This is a genomic window from Roseofilum sp., assembly GCF_982964205.1.
In genome coordinates, this window is sequence record NZ_CEZBFX010000004.1 from 48930 (window position 1) to 69638 (window position 20709).

A 20709-nucleotide genomic window follows, 5' to 3' on the forward strand; every position below is an offset into this window, starting at 1 on the left:
TCGTAATCTTATAGTATAGTAGTTCTCTTTTCAGTGATTAAATTAAGGGTAAAACGAGCAAGGTCGTTTAACAGCTATTGGTAAGAGAGCCTGATACTCTGAATTATTGATAATATAAGCGCCGAACCGAGCTAAATGGGGGTTCATCATTTGTGCATCAAAGAGGAGAAAGTGGCGATCGCGCAACCATTCAACTAATTTGACCATGGCTACCTTAGAGCCATCGGGAATCCGAAAAAACATGGATTCCCCAATAAAAGCCCCACCAATGACGATACCTAAAATCCCTCCAGCTAGGGTATCATTCTGCCAGGTTTCAAAACTATAGGCCCATCCCGCGCGGTACAGAGCCAAATAAATAGCTTTCAGTTCTGAGGAAATCCAGGTTGAGGGGCGATCGGCACATCCTTCTACAACTGCCTCAAAATCACGATTAATGGCTACCGAAAACCGGTTTTGGTTCAGAACGCGTTGCAGGGATTTCGGATATCGGAAGCGATCGTCGAGGGGGATCAGAGTACGAGCATTACTTGAATACCAGCTTAACGTTGAGGACTTTTTTTCATCCTCGTCTTCGGACATCAAGAAAAAGCCTTGGCGATACCCGTCAATAATTAAGGGGATATCATAATCCATAGTATTCTACTATAATTCATCAATCTGAAGGTTGCTCTTCAAGGAAAGGGGAAAACTGGGTTGTCCCGATTGAGTTGTGCCGTTTACCTCTTGGCTTGTCCATTGACAAAACGGCGAAAGACCTTAACTTATTATTTATAACTATTCCCCACTACTGATTACCCCTTACCAGAAAAAAGCACTATATCTATGACTGAACCGATTCAACCGATTACGTTACCTCTAGCTAGAGATGCACAACAGGAGGGCCAATGGTTACAAAAAACCCTGCATCAGTGGCTCGATCGAGAGTTTCTACCAGAACCAGTCAATCATCAGATTGCCCAACGAGCAACCCAAGTCTATGTAAGACATCGATTGGAAGGGGAAACAGATCTCGGTTCCCTAGTGATTGCGATTATCACTGAAATGCAGGGGTTTGATTTTTCCGAAAGCTTTTATGGCGAATTTGCGATCGCCAATGCAGTAAGTGATTTATTACTTCAAAGTCTAGGGATTGATACTTGTTGTGGTCAAGGCTAGGGATTGTCAGCCAATCCCTATCTCTAATCTACCAACTGGATTTGACCACTCCTGGTAATAGCCCCTCGTGGGCCATTTCCCGAATCACATGGCGAGATAGGCCAAAATCGCGGTAATATCCTCTAGGACGGCCTGTCGCCCAACAGCGATTGCGCAAACGACTGGGAGCGCTATTACGGGGAAGACGTTGGATTTGACGATGGAGTTCAAATTTTTCCCCTGGATCATCAGCTTTCCGGAACTGCTCAAGTAACTCTTGGCGCTTCTGAGCATACTTCTGTACTAGCTTTTGGCGTTTCTTTTCCCGCTCGATCATACCCTTTTTAGCCATGGGTAACTGGTTCACCTCTGTTCTAAAGACACCATCTTCCATTATAGCACGCTCCTTAGATTGTCACCACTACTGAGGTTAAAGGTTAAACCTAAAAAACGATACCCTTCTGTACCTCTGAGTGTTTCCGTATCCTCCTCACCCCACCGGCTTAATGGGGATTCTAATCACAAATTCCGTTCCTTTTCCAGGTTCCGAGAAACAATCAATTTTTCCCCGATGTTTTTCGACGACAATCTGATAACTAATCGACAGGCCTAATCCTGTTCCTTTACCGACAGGTTTAGTAGTAAAAAACGGATCAAATAATCGGCGTTTAACTTCTTCTGTCATCCCTTGACCATTATCTTGAATTCGGATCGCCACATGGGGAGTTTTCCAATCCTTGGGTTTTCCCCAGTCTGTCACAATGGTAATTTGCCGAGGTTCTGCTCGATTTTCTAGAGCATCAATACTATTACTAATGATATTCATAAACACTTGATTGAGTTGACTGGCGTGACATTCAACTTGGGGCAAATCACCATAGTTTTTAATAACATCAATGCCACTAAATGAGCCTTTAGCTTTCAGACGATGCTGCAAAATAAGTAATGTGTTATCGATGCCCTCATCAATTTGAACCGGTTTCATTTCCGCTTCATCTAACCGGGAGAAATTCCGGAGTGACAGGACAATTTGACTAATCCGATCCGCTCCCACTTTCATGGAATCGAGCATTTTAGGTAAATCTTCGCGCAGAAAATCAATATCAATATCTTCCGATTCGTCCAGAATATCTTCATTCGGTTCTGGATAGTGTCTCTGATACAGTTCTAAAAGTTTTAATAAGTCTTCAATATAATTACTGGCATGAAGAAGATTACCATTAATAAAATTAACAGGATTATTAATTTCATGGGCAATACCCGCCACCATCTGTCCTAAGCCTGACATTTTTTCCGTTTGCACTAATTGCGCTTGAGTTTGTTTGAGCTTTTTCAAGGTCTGTTCTAATTGTTGAGCTTGGGCTTGGGCATGGAAGGCAGCGGCACGAGTTTGGGTATAGAGTTCAGATTGGTCAATGGCGATCGCCAGTTGGTCACAGGCTGCTCGTAATAGTTCCACCTCACTATCGGTCCAGACTCGCGATTTGTGACATTGACTACAGACAATTGCCCCCAATTGACCGGTGTGAGTTCGCAAAGGAACTAATAATTCTGACATAATGCCAAATTTTTCTAACAATTCTTGATGATAGGGATGTTCATCACTATTGATCCGGGTATCATCAATGCGGAAAATATCCAAAGATTGGAATTTTTCCACCACTTCCTCGACTTGAGTAATGGGATATTCACCTAATAAACTGGGCAAATCTCGCTCTTGAGCTTCATGAGTAATCGTTAAAATAGGTAGATGGATGGATAGACTATCTTTCGTGGGTAAAATGCACCAGAGAAAATGACAGCTATCAATTTGCAAAAGATTGCGAATTTCATGGACGGCGGTATCTAGAATAGTATTAAGATCTAAGGACTTACGAATTTGACTGGCTAATCCAAATAATAAACCTTCTCGACGGCTAATTAATTCAGTTCTTGCCCAAGAGCGGTCAATAGCTAAGGCAATCGCATCAGAAATCCACGCTAACATCTGATAAAGGTCTTCGCTGAAGGGATTTCGACCGAAGACTGCTAACACCCCCAATAAACGCTCTTCCAGAATCAGGGGATATCCAGCAAAGGCTTGGATCTGTTGGTCAGAAATCCAAGCCGGAGCGCCAATACAAACATCATTAGCCGTATGATTGGTGCAGTAAGCCTGTTGGCGAGTAGCGATAAATCCAATCACGGAAATGCCTAAAGGAATTCTAGCCTGTAGGGGATCGGTTAAGGTAATTGACCCAGCCAAGGCTTGTAACTCCAACATCTGACTTTCGGCATCAAATGTCCAAATTCTAGCACCAATGGCTTCGAGTTGCTCAATTAAAATTTGCGTACAGCGATCTAAAAGTGCAGGTAAATCTCCCCCTTGTCCCAAAGTTTTTCCGATTTCAGCCGCTAAAGTAGACAGTTCCGATCGTTCTAATAAAACGGCTTCTGCTTGTTTGCGCTCGGAAATATCATGGATAGAAATAGATAAACCCTCAGTGTAGGGATAAATTGCCACTTCCAACCATCTAGTTAAACTAGGGTTAAACGTTTCCAAATGTCTTGCTTTCTGCTCCAGAGTAGCTTGGTCACATTCCGGTTTCAAGATTTTTTGCCAAAATTCGGGCAATAAATCCCACAAGAGTTGTCCTAAGATTTTATGCTGTTCTGAAAACAAAAGACATTGAGCTTGGGCATTAACATACGTTATATGACTTTGCTGATCGACGGTTAAGAGGGCATCACTAATACTGTCTAAAATCTTAGTGATTTTTTCTGTCTGTTGTTCAAAGCTTGCTTGGGTATCTTGGCGCTCGGTAATATCACGAGAAACTGTAATCAGTTCTTGGAGTTTGTGGGTTTGGGGATCGTATAATCGGCCAATAGTGGTTTCAAACCATAAATAATGCCCCTGTTTATGGCCCATCCGATAGGTTAGGATGCGAATATCTGCGGGATCGAGAAGACGTTGACCTGCTTTTTGTAAGCGTTGTAAATCTTGGGGATGGAATAAATCTTCGACGTGAGTTCCTAGCAGTTCTTGAGAGGTATAACCGAGTAGCTTTTCACAAGCGCCAGAGGCATATAAACAAATTCCTTGGGGATTATAGCGAGCGATTAAGTCTTGCGTATTGTCGGTCATAATCCGATGGCAGTCTTGACTTTCTTGCAGTTGAGCTTCGATTGGTTTGCCATCGCTTAGAGTTTTAGGCGTGAGTTCAATGAGCCAGAATTTAGGGGTTTGGGATAAGGGGGTAATCTCTACATTAAGAAACTTTCCGGGAGTATTTTGGAGCCTCCAAGTATAGTCTTGGCGATCGCTCATCGGCAGAATGGTTTCTAGAGTCACTTGCTCTAAATCCGAAGGGAAAAAGAACGTTAGAGGTTTACCGACTAGATCGTCTATGGCAGCATGGTGGAGTTTAGCATAAGCACAATTGAGATAGATTAAAGTTGCATCCGGGTCAAGAATGCCCATGGCTACTGAACTTTGACCCCAAACTGCTGAGAGCAAGAAGGTTTGGGGTATCATGGTCAGGTTAGTAAATTCAGATTGTGCCATACTCTTAAGTCTCTCAGCAATTACAGCACGAAGCGCTGGAATAGGTCATGGGTAATCGGTAAACCGTTTTTAACCTTAAAAGCAAAATCCCCCATTGATCGAGTTTCGGAGAGGTTCGGATAGATGCTAGATCTAAATTTTACTCGAAGATCCCACTTAGTTCTCGTTACATTGGCTAAATGCTCGATCCTACACAAGCAAGATTGAACCTCCAGTCTACTCAATGGCAGGGCAAATTATCGGTTCAGTATCGGTTGTCTGCGGGCCGAACCTATCCCGTTGTTGAGGAGATGGTTGCACCTCTGAAGCTGCAACGTCCATTTTACAACCTAGGATCGGGTCACTGCCAAAGTGTTCTTTTGCATACGGCAGGGGGGTTAGTGGGCGGAGATCGCCTTTCTGTGTCCCTAAATTTAAGGCCAGAAACGTCTGTATTCTGGACTACACCCTCCGCAACTAAAGTTTATCGCTCTGCGGGAGAAATGGCTCGAACTCAGGTACAGATTCGGATTGAAGCAGGTGCAAGCTTAATTTGGTTTCCTTTGGAGACGATTTTGTTTAACGGCGCTCTTTATCAGCAGGATCTTCAGGTGGAATTATCTCCTGGAGCGATTTGGTGTGGCTGGGAGTGGACAAGGTTAGGGCGCACGGCCTTAGGGGAGGGTTTCGATCTCGGACAATGGCGCTCTCGAACTCAAGTCACCCAGCAGGGAATGCCCCTGTGGATTGATGCCCAGAGTAGCTTGACCCAGAAAGGTGCTTTAGAAGTTGATTATGGCTTGGGAGGATATCCTGTGGTGGGATCGTTCTGTTGCTTGGGGAGGGAGATCGGGCGATCGCTCCTAGAAGAGATACAAGCCTTTTTTCCCCGTTCTGAAAAAAAGTTCTCCGTTGGGGTTACTCGACTGCCTCAAGGCCTCCTCTGTCGCTATCGAGGATATTCTACGGAAGAGGGAAAGCGTTTGTTTATGGGGGTTTGGCAGATTTTATCTCCAGATCGTGGACGAGACAAAAAAATTATGAATAGAATTTGGACATTATAGCATTAAGCCTTGATTTTGGCATTTTGATCGAAAATTGTCAATAAATGCTATAAAAAAAGATAGATTAATCGGCTAAGGGACTATGCAACTCACTCCCCAAGAAAAAGACAAATTGTTGATTTTTACGGCGGCGCTATTAGCAGAAAGACGTAAAGAAAAAGGGTTGAAGCTAAATTATCCGGAAGCTGTGGCCTATATTTCATCTGCTATCCTCGAAGGAGCAAGGGAAGGGAAAACAGTAGCAGAACTGATGCAATTGGGAACAACCTTGTTAACTCAAGAAGAGGTGATGGATGGGATTCGTGAAATGTTAGCTGAAGTGCAAGTAGAAGCCACATTTCCAGATGGGACAAAATTAGTTACGGTCCACGATCCAATTCGTGCATGAGGTAAGGTTTATGATTCCTGGAGAACTGTTGGTTGAACCTGGAGAAATTGAATTGAATGCCGATCGCCCCACGGTGACGATTTCCGTAGCGAATCGGGGCGATCGTCCGATTCAAATCGGCTCCCATTTTCACTTTTATGAAGTCAATTCAGCCCTACATTTTGAGCGCGATCGGGCCTTGGGAATGCGCTTAGATATTCCGGCTGGAACGGCTGTCCGTTTTGAACCAGGGGATGAACGGGAAGTGAATCTCGTTCCCTTTGTAGGCGATCGCCAGGTCTATGGCTTCCAAGCTCAGATTAATGGCCCTTTACCTAACTAACCGTCCTAACTCACGCATTCACTGCTATACCTCAAATTAGCTCTACCACGATACTAGGAACTGTTTTTGTGATAAGTTAAGTTTTGTAAACAACTTCTCACGGAGACACCCATGGAGATTCCAGAATCCATTAAACTATGGAGTCAATTCTTCCACCCCTTCTTAATGTGGGTTTTATTAGCCCTGATCCTCTATAGCATGTATCTGGGTTTCAAAATTCGTGAAACCCGCAGCGCTACCGGTGACGCAAAAAAAGAATTAATCAAAGGAAAATTTAACGCCAAACACCATAAAATAAGTTCCATTATTCTAGCCTTGATGGTGACAGGAACTCTTGGAGGAATGGCCGTTACTTACATTAATAATGGCAAGCTCTTTGTGGGTCCTCATTTAATCGTCGGTTTGGCAATGACTGGAGTTATTTCTATTTCGGCAGCACTGACCCCTTGGATGCAAAAAGGAAACGATATCGCTCGATATAGCCATATTACGCTCAATACCGTTTTAGTGGGTTTGTTTGTCTGGCAAGCAGTAACAGGTCTGGATATTGTAAACCGTATTTTAGAGAATATGTTCTCTTAAATCAATCCTCGAAAGGCAAGGGGCTTCAAACCCCCTTGTCCAAAGCAGCATTAGAGAACAAGAAATAGATCCAACCCCTAATTTCTCGGTTGGCGAGGGAAAGGACAGTTGTAGGTCTGGTGAAAGTCCTTGAGAACTTTATGATTGAGACAATGAGAAACCTGACGTACAATTTGGGCTAAGAGGCGATCGCCTGTTTTTTGAATTAAACCTTGGGGCAGAGCATGAATAAATTGGGGAAAGTGTACCTTTACCTTTAAATCTAGCGTCCATTGGGCATAAGTCATCCTCCCCTCTTCACTCACCCGATCGACGGCTTCTACCAACTCCATGGAAGAGCGAAAATCAACTTCATATCCGAGATCTGCATCATCGGGGACAGCAATAGAGTTAATTGTATAGATCCCTTGAAGTTGGGGTTGCATTTCCAAGCCGACTTTTGGCTCCACATTATAGCCAAATGCACCGAATTGACCAATAATTAAAGCATAGCCATTCTTACTAATGGGGCGGACTTTCATGGGAGCTGCACAACGGCAAAACCATCCTTGATGATCGTCAAGATACTTCGCAACGGTTTGGGGATGAGCATTAAATAAAAGTTTTCCTTCAGCTAATGTGGAAAATTGGAACGGTTCCTTGACAATTTCTTCCTGCGCCACAGTTTCCAATGACGTGTACTCTGGAACTGCCCCCAAAATTACATCCGATTGATTGTGGTCTTGCTCTAAACTTAAACTCGATTGAAGCTTCATGATTTTGAACTATCCCCATAATTCGACAATTGGCCACTGGAATAGAAGCTATCACCAGCACATTTACTCAATCGAGCAAATGATTTGATCCCCAATTTCTGGCTCAATTGGGTCAATCCATTTGACCTAATGCTTAGTGTACAAATCTATCCTTATTTTTTTATAATCCAGATCACACCTAGGCAGAGATCTGGATCGGCAGAGGTCTGAAAACCCTTAGAAAACCAAGGTTGAGGTTGTAATGTTAATATTTGTAGAGAAATTGTAATCCCCCGAAAAACCATGAAAGCATTTGTAGCCGGAGCAACTGGAGAAACTGGAAAACGGATTGTTCACGAATTAGTAAAGCGAGAGATTCCCACGATCGCCTTTGTGCGCGATCGCCAACCAGCCCGATCAATTCTCCCAGATGAAGTAGAATTAGTCACGGGCGATCTACTCAATCGCGACAGTCTCAAACAAGCATTGGGTGATAGTACCGTCGTTTTAAGCGCTCTGGGAGCAAGACCGAGCTTTGACCCCACTGGCCCCTATCAAGTAGACTATGAAGGGATCAAAAACTTGGTAAACGTGTGCCAAGAAAAACAGATTCAACAGTTAGTCCTTGTATCTTCTCTGTGTGTTTCCCAATTTTTCCATCCTCTCAATCTATTTTGGTTGGTATTGTGGTGGAAAAAGCAGGGTGAAGACTATTTAATCAAAAGTGGCTTACCCTACACCATTGTCCGGCCTGGAGGATTAAAAAATGAAGAGAATAGCCAGGCGATTGTCATGTCTAAAGCGGATACCTTATTTGAAGGCAGTATTCCTCGTCAGAAAGTCGCTCAAGTCTGTGTAGAAGCCCTATTCTGTCCCGAGTCTCGGAATAAAATTGTAGAAATCGTCACTCAGGAACAAGCAGCAGAAAAAAGCTTTTCCGATCTGTTTGCTTCGGTTTAATCTCTCCTGTCATCCTCAATAATGAGATTAAAAAAGTCAATGGGCTGGCACTGCCCACCCGATGGACTACGGACACTGAGATTCCCAATATAGATTAACAGGAGATGGCAATTGCAAGCCATTCAGGTATAGTGAATCGAGACAAATGATCAGCGTTGGGTTAGGTTCGGTTGTGATTGCAGAAAGTATTGGAATTGGTCTAGGAAGTTCAGCTCTCCTGCTTCTATGGGCGATTGAGAATCAATATCGAGGTCGTCCTGGGAATGAACTGGCCCTGAAGTTTGAACAGTGGCAAGGAGAATTTTTGGCGGCTGACCATTATCAGTTGATGGGAGAAGCCGTTTTAGTCAATGAAACCTCAACCTTGGAAATTATGGTTCCAGAGGTTTCCGTAGAGGTGGAACTGCTCAGTAAGGGATCGTTGGAGGGAGTAAGCTGGAAAACTCGTGTGATTCCCCTGCACTCGGATGTTCCGAGTCGAGATGATGATTATTGGTTTGCCTATATTGTCAAGGTAGGTAAACAGACACGGTTCAAAGTTAGCATTGATATTACGGGGCCGAATTTGGAACGGGTGCAAACGGCTTGGATTCAGGTTGATTATGTTACCTATGGTCCAGAAGGACGGATTCCAAAAACGGGTCATTCGGTCTATGCGCTCCAGTATCCCGATACCTCCCAATTGGCTTCAGGACGAGAGGCAGAAGGGGCGCAGGTGTTTCCGATTCCGACCCATATTTTAACCGATCGGGACGATCCAGCAGCGGTAGTAGAGAGGTATGTTTTGCCTCATGCTCAACCCGGAGATATCGTGACTATTGGAGAAACCCCGATCGCCCTCATGCAAGGTCGGCTGCGCCATCCCACTACGGTAAAACCCGGATGGGTTGCCAAACGGATTTGTTATTATTTTCTCCCAACATCGAGTTTGGCTACCGCTTGCGGAATGCAGACGTTGGTGGATATCGTCGGGCCAGTGCGGGTGGCGTTTGCCTTTGTGGTCGGGGCTTTAGCCAAAGCTCTGTTGCGTAAACCGGGTGTCTTTTATCAACTCGCTGGAGAGCAAGCGCGGTTAATTGATGATGTGACGGGAACCTTGCCCCCCTTCGATCAATTTATTGTCCTGGGGCCAGAAAAACCGGAAGAGGTGGTAGCTAAAATTAAAGAAAAAACGGGATTATCAGCGGCGATCGTGGATGTCAATGACTTGAAAGCCGTTAAAATATTAGCAGCGACCCCAGATTTATCAACGGAGTTGCTCACTAAAGCCCTCAGAAGTAACCCAGCGGGTAATGCTGATGAACAAACCCCCATTGTTCTGATTCGACCCCAGGGTTAATTATCCTCACCGATCCCCCGTTCCCCCTGTCGATTGAGAGAATACCCTATGATACCAGCGTCTCCCCAAAATTTAGAAAAACAGACGGAAATCCGGAGTTTGCAACATCGAGACCTCGATGTGGTGGAAGCTTTACTCGATACGGGGGCTTCTTCTCCGATGCTGGGTAAGGATAAACCCTATTCGGGACAGGATATTCGCCAGTGGTTTGGAGTCTTAAAACTGTTAAGTTTATTTCCTAATCTCTGGCGCTATAAGCTGTCGATCCATGTGGCAGAGCAGCGTCAGCGCTCCGAAAGTACGGATGAACAAGTGGTGGGGGTGATCGAAATTTCGCCTTTTAACCGCACTCGCAGTACCTGGCGGGTCGATCGCGTGGGAGTGAAACCAGGAGTCTCGCGATCGGGGATTGGTTCCCTACTCCTGCGCTATTGTATGCAAGCGGTGCGAGAAGCCAGAACTTGGTTGTTGGAAGTGGATGTGAATGAGGCGGATGAAATTGCCCTGTATCGGCAAAATGGGTTTCAGCCTTTAGCTCACATGACCTATTGGGCGATCGCCCCGGAACAGCTCGCGAAGTTAGCCCAACGGGAGCCGGATCTGCCCAATCTCTTACCTGTCAGTAATGCCGATGCGGGGCCGCTGTATCAATTGGATACCGTCGCCATGCCGCCCTTTGTACGCCAGGTCTTTGACCGCCATGTGGAGGATTTTAAGACTCCCTTGTTGCAATCGGTGATTGACGGGATTAAGCAATGGTGGACGAAAACTGAGGTGGTGAGTGGCTATGTGTTTGAAACGCAACGGCAAGCGGCGATCGGCTATTTTCAGTTACACTTGCAGCGTCAAGGTGAGGGCTACCATCAAGCGGAGTTGACAGTTCATCCGGCTTATACTTGGCTCTACCCAGAATTAATGGCGCAAATGGCTCGCATTACCCAAGAGTTTTCCCCCCAACCTTTATATTTAGCTTCGGCAGATTATCAACCGGAACGGGAGGAACATTTGCAGCAAATTGGTGCAAGTCGGATCGGTCATACGTTGATGATGTCGCGATCGGTTTGGCATAAATTGCGGGAGTCGAAGTTAGTTTCTCTGGAAGGTCTACAACTCTCGGATATGCTGCAAGGCTTACAACCAGCCGGAAAACCCATTCCGGGACGGATGTCAATTCTCCATTCTTTGAGTCTGGAGGAGAATGCGGAAGACCTTTCCCCTGGTGACAAAGAGGGTAATGGTGGAGTTGAAGGGGATGGCACTGGGGAGAACGGTTCATCGGTGGAGCAATGATTTTAGTCGAAGAAACCGGGCTTCTGGTTGCCAGTGCGATCGCCACTGAAAACCCAGCTACTATAACCTATTCCCCATTCCCTGCTAGGGAATACGGAATAGATTATGCTCGCTAGGTTTCAGTTAAGATAAGCGAGATCGAAGTTACAGGAGATTGCATGATTTCAGCTTTGGGTTTGGATATTGGTCAGAAACGAATTGGGGTGGCAGGATGCGATCTCCTCGGATTACTTGCAACCCCCCTCACCACCATCTATCGTGAATCTTTTGAGACAGATGTGGCGCTCCTCAAGCCGATCATTATTGAACGGGAAGTCAGTATTCTAATCATCGGTTTGCCCTATCTGATGGATGGACAATTAGGCACTCAAGCTCAACAAGTGCAAAAATATAGCGATCGCCTGCAACAGGCTCTTCAATTACCCGTCGAGTATGTAGATGAGCGCTGCACGTCCCTAGAGGCCAAAGAAATCCTCGTCTCCCGAAAACGCTCCCCATCTCACAATAAAGGATTAATTGATGCCCAAGCTGCCGCCTTAATTTTGCAACGTTGGCTCGACGATCGCGCATAACTTGAACAATACTCTAGGACATTCACCTCTCCATTAAACTAAAAGAGGCAAACCCGATCAAATCCTTTTACCCATTACCGATTACCCTTGTGCCGTGCGAAGCGCATATAAGATATGATGAAAGGTCGAAGTGAATCCGCGATCGCTGCGGTCAATAGGAAGTAACCCTCATGGCTCAAGAAGCAATGGAGAACGATCCCCTGACTGTATTCTTAACCGATTCTGGGGGACAGGAATTAGAATGCACAATTGAATATTCCTTTACCCATGAAAACGAAAACTATTTCGTTTTATTGCCCAAAGATACCCCTGTCGAAATTTTTGTCTGGCAAACTTCTGGAGAGGAAGAAGATCTAGTTCCGGTGGAAGATCCCTCTATGATTGATGAACTGTTTAACTTAGCTAAAGCGGTTTTATCCGAACAAAATCTGCAACTCAAACGTACCGGAATTACACTCACTGTAGAAGGAGATATTCCTGATTTAGAAGAAGAGGATGATGAAGATATTGATGGCGATCTCGAATCATTCCAGTTATTAGCCAGCTTCTATTTTGGTGAAGATGAGTATGAAATTTCTACACCTTTAGACCCACTTTTCTTGCTCGGGAAAATGGCAGACCATGGTAAAGCCACCGAGCTGTCTGAAAGTGAACTCAAGAAAATTGAACATTTACTACCAGAGATTGAACAGACGTTAGAAGAAGAACTCTTGGCTTAACGCCTGAGAACAAAATCCTTAGTCATGGCATAAATTGCCAAAATATTTAGGGTGCATCCGTAAAATCAGATAAAACTTGCTTGGTTATGACAACCCGTAATTCACGAATCACGAAGTGGTTCTTTTATTTAATGCTTTTACCCATCGTTGTTGCCTTCTCTGGATGGCAAGGATGGCGGTGGTGGAGTTGGGCTATTAGTCCGGTTATGTCTGCAAGTGCTGAGGCCAGGGATCATCAAGTGTTAGTTGAAATTGGCCTTGGAACATCGGGACAACAAATTGGTACGGATTTAGCCGATCTCGATCTCATTCGCTCAGAACAGGCTTGGAATATTTGGGCAAAATGGCTTAGATTACAAGCCAAACTTCAACCGGAGTTAGAAGGCTATTTCCAAGCGGGAACGTATCAGTTGTCTCCCACCCAGTCCTTACCGGAAATTGCGGCTCAAATCCGATTGGGAACCGTAATACAAACCACCTATACCATTCCAGAAGGCTGGACGTTGACCCAAATGGGGGATTATTTTGAAGACCAAGGATTTTTTACATCCCAAGAGTTTTTAGAAGCAGTTAATCGAGTTTCTGCCCAAGATTATCCTTGGTTACCTTCTGTGCCAAAATTGGAGGGGTTTTTATTTCCAGATACTTATCAGATTTCTGGGGATAATTTGACAGCCGATCGCATTGTTCAACAGATGTTAACTCAATTTGAACGGGTGGCCCTGCCTCTGTATCAAAAAGCTCAAGCGCAAACGGATTTGAGTCTTTTGGAGTGGGTAACGTTGGCGAGTATTGTAGAAAAAGAGTCGGTTGTTGCTCAAGAACGAGGGGTGATTTCTGGGGTATTTCATAATCGACTGCAAACAGGAATGACTCTAGGCGCTGATCCCACGGTGGAGTATGGTTTGGGAATTAAGCAAACGCCGGATCAACCGTTGACCTTAAAGGATGTGAATACTCCAAATCCTTATAATACCTATTTGAATCCAGGATTACCGCCCACGCCGATTGCTGCTCCCGGAACAGCGAGCTTAGAAGCAACCCTCTATCCGGAAACAACGGAGTATCTTTATTTTGTGGCTCGCTATGATGGCACACATATTTTTAGTCGCACTCTCAATGAACATAACCAAGCGATTAACCAAGTTGCCCAACAACGTTAACCCTAAATGGGTCTCATTTTTTGTCCTATGTCTTCTAATCTTCTCCTGCAACCGGATCTCGTTCTTGGTGGCCCAATTTTGGATTTAACGCCAGATTTGTTGCGCTTGCACGATCTCAAAGGTCTGATCCTAGATGTTGATGATACTCTTGTACCCATAAATTCACCAGGTGCTTCTGATGACTTAAAAAATTGGATTGCACAGATCAAACCCTTGGTTCCCATTTGGCTTGTGAGTAATAACCTAAATTGGATTAGAATTCGGGCGATCGCTGAGTGTTTAGACTTACCGTTTATGATGGGAGCGGCTAAACCTTCCCGGCGAAAATTGCGTCAGGCTGCCGAAAATATGGGTTTACCGATTGAGCAGATCGCAATGGTTGGCGATCGCCTGTTCACAGATGTCTTAGCTGGGAATCGTTTGGGAATGTTTACAATTCTAGTTGAACCCATGGTCGATCCCCACCACGGTCATCGACCTTTTGATGTTCGATCCTTTGAAGTGTGGTTATCTCAGATGTTGGGCGCTCGCTTGAGTCCTTCCGCACAAAACTTTACAAATCTTGATAAAACCTGAAAAAACGAAATATAAAGAAAAGATTACGAATCGGGGATCATCAACAAATTGATGCAATTATTAGAATTAATTCAAATGGGGTCAGCCAATATAAAGACCCTAAAGATAAATCCCTGTAAATATTTTACCCTGGTAAAGCGCTGGCCCTCACTATAGAGAAGCCGGCGCTTTCCACATCGTAAAGGAAGCTGCTGTAAGGCTGGGGATCGCTTCTGCGATCGCCGAGATATAGCACTTCATGCTAGGGAAGAGGCAATAGGCAATAGAGAATCGGCTAACTCTCCCTTCTCTGCTATCGCTAAAAAGAAGTAGGAGCGAAACATGTTTCGCCCCTACTTAGGTTTTGAGAATTCAACCCTGTACTCTATAACAGAGTAAACTGCTGTATTTTGGGTTGCATATTCTATGTCCCTAACCCTTGTCATTAAAATTGGTACGTCCAGCCTGACCGATCCGGAAACCGGAAATTTGGCCCTATCCACCTTAGCCCTATTAGTTGAAGTCTTAAGCCAACTGCGCCACCAAGGACATCGCGTGATTTTAGTCTCTTCGGGAGCCATCGGAGTCGGGTGTTCGCGGTTAGGCTTGAAAAAGCGCCCCCGTGATATTGCCCTCAAACAGGCGATCGCCGCTGTCGGCCAAGGTCGCTTAATGCGGATTTACGATGACCTATTCACCACTCTCGATCAGGCGATCGCGCAAGTACTACTGACTCGCAGAGATCTAGAATCAAGAGTCTCCTATGTCAACGCCTACGATGCCTTTCAAGAACTACTCGATTTAGGTGCGATCCCCATCGTCAATGAAAACGATACCGTTGCTACAGACGAACTGAGACGGAAATTTGGAGATAACGATACCCTAGCTGCCCTAGTTGCCAGTCTAGTGGAAGCAGATTGGCTATTTTTACTCACAGATGTGGATAAACTCTATTCTGCCGATCCCCACTTGGTTCCCGATGCGCAACCTATTGCCCACGTTCATAACCTGGAGGAGTTAACCGAGGTGGAAGCGGGAGAGGCTTCTACCTGGGGTACCGGAGGCATGAGTACCAAAATCGCGGCTGCTCGTATTGCCACCAATGCAGGAGTGCGGATGGTGATTATGCAAGGACGCTATCCCAACCAAATTCCACGGATTTTAGATGGGGATGAAATTGGCACTCAATTTCATCCCGCTCCCCGAACACTAAATGCTCGTAAACGGTGGATTGCCAATGGGTTGGTTCCCTCTGGTACTGTGGTTCTCGATCCAGGTGCAGTCAAGGCCATTTGCGATCGCGGAAAATCCCTATTAGCCGTCGGAATCTCTGAGGTAATCGGCCAATTTCAGGTCTCAGAAGCCGTGACGCTTTGCGATCTTGAGGGTAAGGAAGTAGCTCGCGGAATCGTCAACTATGGCAGTGATGAATTAGATTTAATTAAGGGCTATCGTTCGGATGACATTCCTGACCTTTTAGGATACGAAGGTTCGGATACGGTGGTTCATCGAGATGATTTAGTTTTGATGTAATAGAGCGCTGAGGGGAGGGAATTCAGAATAAGGAAGGGAAAAACCCTATTGTTTCCTTACTCGTAATAGCGCTCTTCTAGCCAAACCCGTACCTCTTGCTCAGAGTCAAACATCAAGTGTTGGTGGCTGAGGGGATCGTAAACGTGATAAATCCAATTTCCATCTCGGTCTTTTTTCTCGGTAATGCGAGGTTCATCGCTGTACCACCAAATGGCAACAAAATAGTTCCAAAGCTTCTGGAGGCGATCTCCTGGAAAAATAGAATGGGGAAGCTGAGGTACGCTTTTTAGATCGGTTAAATGTAACTGCGATCCTTTCGTGATTTCTGGAACAGTAGTGGTGTTTTTCATGGATCGTGCCCTCAATGCTGATCAATGGTGGTAGACAGGGGATAGAAATCTGTCAATAATCGAAAAATTCGTTGCCCCTACTTGCTATATCTCTAGTTTGGACAAAAGCCAGAAAAAAAAACAGATGCAATTGAGCTAAATTGTAACCATAACAGTTTTCCTTCTAGAAACTGTTATGGTTGATAAGATCAATAACTGTACTGGAGCGTTATGCACTTACGACCGATTGAGCAAACCCAAGGCGCTAACTTATATGAACAGGTGGCCAATCGTATTCAGGCCTTAATTGCTGAAGGAACCCTGCAACCGGGCGATCGCCTGCCTTCGGTGCGAAAAGTCCATCAACAAATGTCAGTGAGTATTTCTACTGCCTTAGAAGCCTATCGTCTCTTAGAAGACCGGGGACTCATTGGGGCTAAACCCCAATCTGGCTATTTTGTACGCTCGCTTAAATCGCCTCCGGAACCGGATCGCTCTTCCCCAACCCAAAAATCCTGTCGAGTGGATACGTCCCTCGTCTTTCAAGTGAATTCTATGCTCCGCGATCCAGAAATCATTCAACTTGGAGCTGCTGTACCCGGAATGGACTTATTTCCTCTGTCCACCTTAAACCGTCTCATGGGTCAAGTGATGCGCCAAGATCCAACCTTAGTCCATAGTTATACTCCGCCTCCAGGATGTCTTGAATTTCGCCGGGCGATCGCCAGACGGTTATTGGATGCGGACTGTGCAGTAACCCCAGATCAAATTGTGGCCACCCATGGAGCCACGGAAGCAGTGTATTTATCCTTACGAGCAACCACCCAACCCGGAGATACCGTGGCGATCGCCTCCCCGTGCTATTATGGATTACTCGAAACCCTATCTATACTTCATTTGCGAGCGTTAGAACTCCCCACCCATCCCAGGGAAGGAATTTGTCTCACTGCCCTAGAAACGGCTCTCAAACGGAAACAAATTAGCGCCTGTGCCCTCGTCTCTAATTTTAGTAATCCCCTGGGAACTTGCATGAGCAATGAGAAAAAACAAGACCTAGTGGAATTACTCGCCCGGTATCAAATTCCCCTGATTGAAGATGATGTTTATGGTGACTTGTCCTTTGATGGCGATCGCCCTAAAGCCATCAAAGCCTTTGATAAAGATGGATTTGTTTTATACTGTGCTTCCTATAGTAAGGTTTTATCTCCAGGATTGCGTGTCGGTTGGGCCATTCCCGGACGCTATCAATCTACAGTGGAACGACTTAAGCTAACAGTAAATATGAGTACTTCTCCGGCCAGTCAACTGGCGATCAGTGCCTTTTTAGCCAATGGAGGATACGATCGCCATGTGCGAAACCTGCGCCGCGCTTATGAACAGCAAATGCTACAAATGATTCAAGCCATTTGTCATCACTTCCCTGAAGACACAAAAGTTACGCGTCCTACAGGCGGTCATGTACTTTGGATTGAACTTCCTCCCCACTTCGATGCCATGGACCTCTTCTACAGAGCGGGTCAACATAAGATCAGTATTTCCCCAGGAATTATGTTTTCACCATCTGGAAGCTATGGCAATTGTTTCCGGCTCAATTCCGGTTTACCGTGGTCACCACAAATCGAACAAGCCATGGAAACCTTGGGACAGTTAATTAGCGAACAGGAGAAATGAGGGAAGATGGGGAAGATAGCTAATGACCTAATTCCCCATGACCAGCGCTTCATGCTATAGACACTTAAGGAGCAAATCAGGTGATTACCATTAATCTAATAGACACCATTCTAGATCGGGCCTTATCGGGTCAAGATATCTCAACGGATGAAGCCATTCTCTTATTGCAGCAAAGGGATCGTGAAGTAATTGAAGCGATTCGAGAAACTAGCGATCGCCTGCGAAAACAACAAGTCGGCAACACTGTCACCTATGTCATCAATCGCAACATTAATTTTACCAACATTTGCGAACAGCATTGCAGTTTTTGTGCTTTTCGTCGAGATGCCAACGCTCCAGAATCCTATTGGTTAACCATAGAAACGATGCTCCAGAAAACGACGAATGCAGTAGAGCGAGGAGCTACCGAGATTTGTATGCAAGGGGGCTTAAATCCAGCAGCAAAAATCGAAGGAAGGACCTTAACCTATTATCGAAAACTTGTACAAGAGATCAAAAGCCACTATCCCCAACTCCATCTTCATGCCTTCTCTCCTCAAGAAATCCAGTTTATCGCCAGAGAAGATCAAATTAGTTATGAAAGCGTCATCTCTAGCCTACAAGAAGCAGGGCTAGGATCTATGCCAGGAACTGCCGCCGAAGTTCTCGACGATTGCGTTAGAGCCATCCTTTGCCCCGAAAAAATCAACACCCAAACCTGGGTAGAAATTATCAGCGCCGCCCACCGTTTAGGAATGCCTACTACTAGCACTCTATTATCTGGACATATTGAAACCCCCCAACAGCAAATCACCCACTTAAGTCAACTGCGAACTCTACAGCAAAAGTCCCTAGAATCCTATCCATCAGCCATTACAGAATTCATTTTATTGCCCTTCGTTGGTCAAGACGCACCGCCCATTATTCGTCATCGAGTTGGGCGAGATCAACCCCTATTATCTGATGCTTTATTGCTCACCGCAGTTGCTCGAATTTTTCTGGGTAAGTGGATTATTAACCATCAACCCAGTTGGGTAAAATTAGGCTTAGACGGGGCAACCGAAGCCTTAAATTGGGGATGTAATGATATCGGTGGAACTCTGATGGAAGAACATATTAGCACCATGGCTGGGGCCCAGGGAGGGACTTGTATGGAAGTGGGAAGCCTACAAGCTGCGATTCGCTCCATCGGCCGAGATCCGCAACAGCGAGATACTCTTTATGGGACTATTTCCGGGTAATGGCGAATAATGATAAGAGTATCCTAATGGTCTATTTTCTCCATTGTTAACGGATTGATATGCTATGGCTAGAACTCGATTTGTCGTTTGTCGGCTGATGCTCCATTTAGCAGGAGATCGGATTGCACCTTTGCTGGGGGTATTGAATGAAAAGGCACAAGCAGCGATTGAGGCAGAAGGGGATATCAGCGTTTTGGGTGAGGGGTTGGTCGATATTGCTGAATCTTTACTGCAATCTGAATCCTATTGGCGATCGGCGGCGAATGAAGGGGATGTGATATGGAAAGAAACGGAAGCAGCCGATTATGTGCAAGAGTTGTTTACAGATTCAGCCCAGCGCTATTTGAGCCAGCCCGATTTAAGTGATAATAATGATGACGATTTGCTTTCCCTGCCAATTACGGAGAATATTGTGGTGATGATGACGATCGCCTTTGAAGGAGAATCGCCCGATCTAGAAACGGATTTAGCCAGCTTCAGTGCCCTACAGAAGGGATTAAAAACAATGATTAATCTCCATTATCAAGACCGACTGCGAGCAGTGCAAGTCCATTTTTCTCCCGCTCGATTGGGCGATCGCCTCACAGAGGATCAACTGTTACTCAATTTTTCTGAATTGATCCCTCTCTAGCTCATGGCACAATAGCTTTAATGAAACCCGATAACATCACCTGATTGAATTCTATGTGGCGTAAATTATTGACTGTCTTTCTGTGTTTTACCCTACTCCTGACCACAACTGCTTGTGGTGGCTCATCGAAGCAAACGGTCAGTTCAACCCAAACAGTGAGCGCTCCTGTGCGTAATCCTGTCTCTAGTGGAGAATATCCCGTACAACAAGCCACCTATGATGATGGCACGGGCGCATATAACTTAATGTTACTGAATACTCCGGCAGGAACTGGCCCCCTATTTCGCACGAGTGATGTACAGATGGCACGACTCACGGATGAACAGATTCAAGCAGGAAAAAGCACTTATGCCGAAATTGAAGGCGATCGCGCCCTTCTCTATATGACTCCAGATTTTCAAATCCAATATGTTCATAATGTGACCGAAGATCGCACTAACCCGCAAACGGGACAAACAGAAACGCTTATTGTGCGCCGAGAATCTAATTTCTGGACACCGTTTGCAGGAGCATTAGCAGGACAGGCAGTTGCCAATATGCTCTTTAGTCCAACCTATTATGTACCCCCTGTTTATCAACCCGGAACAGTAATGACCGGTTATGGTGGCTATGGCAACACCTATAGCCAAGCGGTAAACAGCTACCAAAGTCGCTATAATCAACCGCCAGCAGCAGTTAAAAATCGTCAAACCCTCCGCACAACTGGCAATCTACGTTCTCCCAGTACCACCACCAACAGTAAACCTAATTCGACTAATGCCAATCGCTCGACAGGTTCCGGGTATGGTAGCTCTAACTTGCGCTCTTCTGGCAATTCCCAGTCCAAACAGCGTACATCCAGTTTTGGCAGCGGAACGTCCCGTCGCTCTTCTGGATTTAGCAGTGGTCGCAGAAGACGGCGTTAATAATGGGTAATAGGTAATGGGTAATAGGTAATGGGTAATAGGTAATGGGTAATAGGTAATGGGTAATAG

The 20709-nt window shown here is 45.3% G+C and carries 22 protein-coding genes; 17 read left to right on the plus strand and 5 right to left on the minus strand.

Going from position 1 to position 20709, the window contains the following annotated elements; all coding sequences use genetic code 11:
* Positions 1-42: 42 nt before the first annotated feature.
* Complete coding sequence (gene aat / locus AC3A14_RS02000; RefSeq protein ID WP_318731842.1) at positions 43-636, minus strand: leucyl/phenylalanyl-tRNA--protein transferase; 594 nt, start codon at positions 634-636, stop codon at positions 43-45.
* A 189-nt stretch (positions 637-825) separates the two neighbouring features.
* On the opposite strand from aat, the gene AC3A14_RS02005 reads away from it, so the two are divergent.
* Positions 826-1158, plus strand: coding sequence for a hypothetical protein (locus tag AC3A14_RS02005; RefSeq protein WP_318731843.1), 333 nt, complete (start codon positions 826-828; stop codon positions 1156-1158).
* Between the two features lie 28 nt (positions 1159-1186).
* Here AC3A14_RS02005 and rpsN read toward each other — a convergent pair whose 3' ends face one another.
* Both rpsN and AC3A14_RS02015 read right to left on the minus strand, forming a co-directional pair.
* On the minus strand, positions 1187-1489 hold the full coding sequence (gene rpsN, locus AC3A14_RS02010; RefSeq protein ID WP_271940139.1) for a 30S ribosomal protein S14: 303 nt from the start codon (positions 1487-1489) through the stop codon (positions 1187-1189).
* Positions 1490-1627: 138 nt separating this feature from the next.
* Positions 1628-4684 carry a PAS domain S-box protein gene (locus AC3A14_RS02015; RefSeq protein ID WP_318731844.1) on the minus strand — a complete coding sequence of 1019 codons (3057 nt, stop codon included), beginning with the start codon at positions 4682-4684 and terminating at the stop codon, positions 1628-1630.
* 203 nt (positions 4685-4887) lie between these two features.
* Here AC3A14_RS02015 and AC3A14_RS02020 point away from each other — a divergent pair, with 203 nt between their 5' ends.
* From AC3A14_RS02020 to AC3A14_RS02035, 4 genes are all read left to right on the plus strand, one after another.
* Entirely contained in the window at positions 4888-5727 is an 840-nt protein-coding gene (locus AC3A14_RS02020) for an urease accessory protein UreD (RefSeq protein WP_487778902.1), read from the plus strand.
* 82 nt (positions 5728-5809) lie between these two features.
* Complete coding sequence (ureA, locus tag AC3A14_RS02025; protein ID WP_318700198.1) at positions 5810-6115, plus strand: urease subunit gamma; 306 nt, start codon at positions 5810-5812, stop codon at positions 6113-6115.
* A 10-nt stretch (positions 6116-6125) separates the two neighbouring features.
* On the plus strand, positions 6126-6437 hold the full coding sequence (locus AC3A14_RS02030) for an urease subunit beta (RefSeq protein WP_318700197.1): 312 nt from the start codon (positions 6126-6128) through the stop codon (positions 6435-6437).
* A 111-nt stretch (positions 6438-6548) separates the two neighbouring features.
* Positions 6549-7019: a DUF4079 domain-containing protein gene (locus AC3A14_RS02035; RefSeq protein WP_318731846.1), complete on the plus strand. Its 471-nt coding sequence runs from the start codon at positions 6549-6551 to the stop codon at positions 7017-7019.
* Positions 7020-7096: 77 nt separating this feature from the next.
* Here the strand turns inward: AC3A14_RS02035 and AC3A14_RS02040 are convergent, their stop codons facing one another.
* Positions 7097-7774, minus strand: a complete 678-nt coding sequence (locus tag AC3A14_RS02040) for a DUF1997 domain-containing protein (protein WP_487778903.1) — start codon at positions 7772-7774, stop codon at positions 7097-7099.
* A gap of 282 nt (positions 7775-8056) precedes the next feature.
* Here AC3A14_RS02040 and AC3A14_RS02045 point away from each other — a divergent pair, with 282 nt between their 5' ends.
* The 8 genes from AC3A14_RS02045 (at position 8057) to proB (ending at position 15884) form a co-directional block, all read left to right on the plus strand.
* Positions 8057-8713: an NAD(P)H-binding protein gene (locus AC3A14_RS02045; RefSeq protein WP_318731487.1), complete on the plus strand. Its 657-nt coding sequence runs from the start codon at positions 8057-8059 to the stop codon at positions 8711-8713.
* Positions 8714-8858: 145 nt separating this feature from the next.
* The gene (locus AC3A14_RS02050; protein WP_318731488.1) at positions 8859-10052 is read left to right on the plus strand and encodes a hypothetical protein; all 1194 of its coding nucleotides are present in this window, start codon (positions 8859-8861) and stop codon (positions 10050-10052) included.
* Between the two features lie 48 nt (positions 10053-10100).
* On the plus strand, positions 10101-11342 hold the full coding sequence (locus AC3A14_RS02055) for a GNAT family N-acetyltransferase (RefSeq protein WP_318731489.1): 1242 nt from the start codon (positions 10101-10103) through the stop codon (positions 11340-11342).
* 158 nt (positions 11343-11500) lie between these two features.
* Positions 11501-11914, plus strand: coding sequence for a Holliday junction resolvase RuvX (ruvX, locus tag AC3A14_RS02060; RefSeq protein WP_318731490.1), 414 nt, complete (start codon positions 11501-11503; stop codon positions 11912-11914).
* Positions 11915-12084: 170 nt separating this feature from the next.
* Positions 12085-12633, plus strand: a complete 549-nt coding sequence (locus AC3A14_RS02065) for a DUF3727 domain-containing protein (RefSeq protein WP_318731491.1) — start codon at positions 12085-12087, stop codon at positions 12631-12633.
* Between the two features lie 86 nt (positions 12634-12719).
* Positions 12720-13796, plus strand: a complete 1077-nt coding sequence (mltG, locus tag AC3A14_RS02070) for an endolytic transglycosylase MltG (protein ID WP_318731492.1) — start codon at positions 12720-12722, stop codon at positions 13794-13796.
* Positions 13797-13823: 27 nt separating this feature from the next.
* Positions 13824-14372 (plus strand): YqeG family HAD IIIA-type phosphatase, encoded by a 549-nt coding sequence (locus AC3A14_RS02075; RefSeq protein WP_318731493.1) that lies wholly within the window; start codon positions 13824-13826, stop codon positions 14370-14372.
* A 405-nt stretch (positions 14373-14777) separates the two neighbouring features.
* Entirely contained in the window at positions 14778-15884 is a 1107-nt protein-coding gene (proB, locus tag AC3A14_RS02080; protein WP_318731494.1) for a glutamate 5-kinase, read from the plus strand.
* A gap of 56 nt (positions 15885-15940) precedes the next feature.
* Here proB and AC3A14_RS02085 read toward each other — a convergent pair whose 3' ends face one another.
* On the minus strand, positions 15941-16234 hold the full coding sequence (locus AC3A14_RS02085; protein ID WP_271940042.1) for a hypothetical protein: 294 nt from the start codon (positions 16232-16234) through the stop codon (positions 15941-15943).
* 210 nt (positions 16235-16444) lie between these two features.
* Between AC3A14_RS02085 and AC3A14_RS02090 the strand changes: the two genes are divergently transcribed.
* From AC3A14_RS02090 to AC3A14_RS02105, 4 genes are all read left to right on the plus strand, one after another.
* The gene (locus tag AC3A14_RS02090) at positions 16445-17884 is read left to right on the plus strand and encodes an aminotransferase-like domain-containing protein (protein WP_318731495.1); all 1440 of its coding nucleotides are present in this window, start codon (positions 16445-16447) and stop codon (positions 17882-17884) included.
* 83 nt (positions 17885-17967) lie between these two features.
* A complete protein-coding gene (gene cofH, locus AC3A14_RS02095) occupies positions 17968-19104 on the plus strand; it encodes a 7,8-didemethyl-8-hydroxy-5-deazariboflavin synthase subunit CofH (RefSeq protein WP_413039030.1) in 1137 nt (378 codons plus the stop codon).
* Between the two features lie 64 nt (positions 19105-19168).
* Positions 19169-19735, plus strand: coding sequence for a DUF1517 domain-containing protein (locus AC3A14_RS02100; RefSeq protein ID WP_318731497.1), 567 nt, complete (start codon positions 19169-19171; stop codon positions 19733-19735).
* Positions 19736-19788: 53 nt separating this feature from the next.
* A complete protein-coding gene (locus AC3A14_RS02105; RefSeq protein WP_318731498.1) occupies positions 19789-20640 on the plus strand; it encodes a hypothetical protein in 852 nt (283 codons plus the stop codon).
* The last annotated feature ends 69 nt before the right edge of the window (positions 20641-20709 follow it).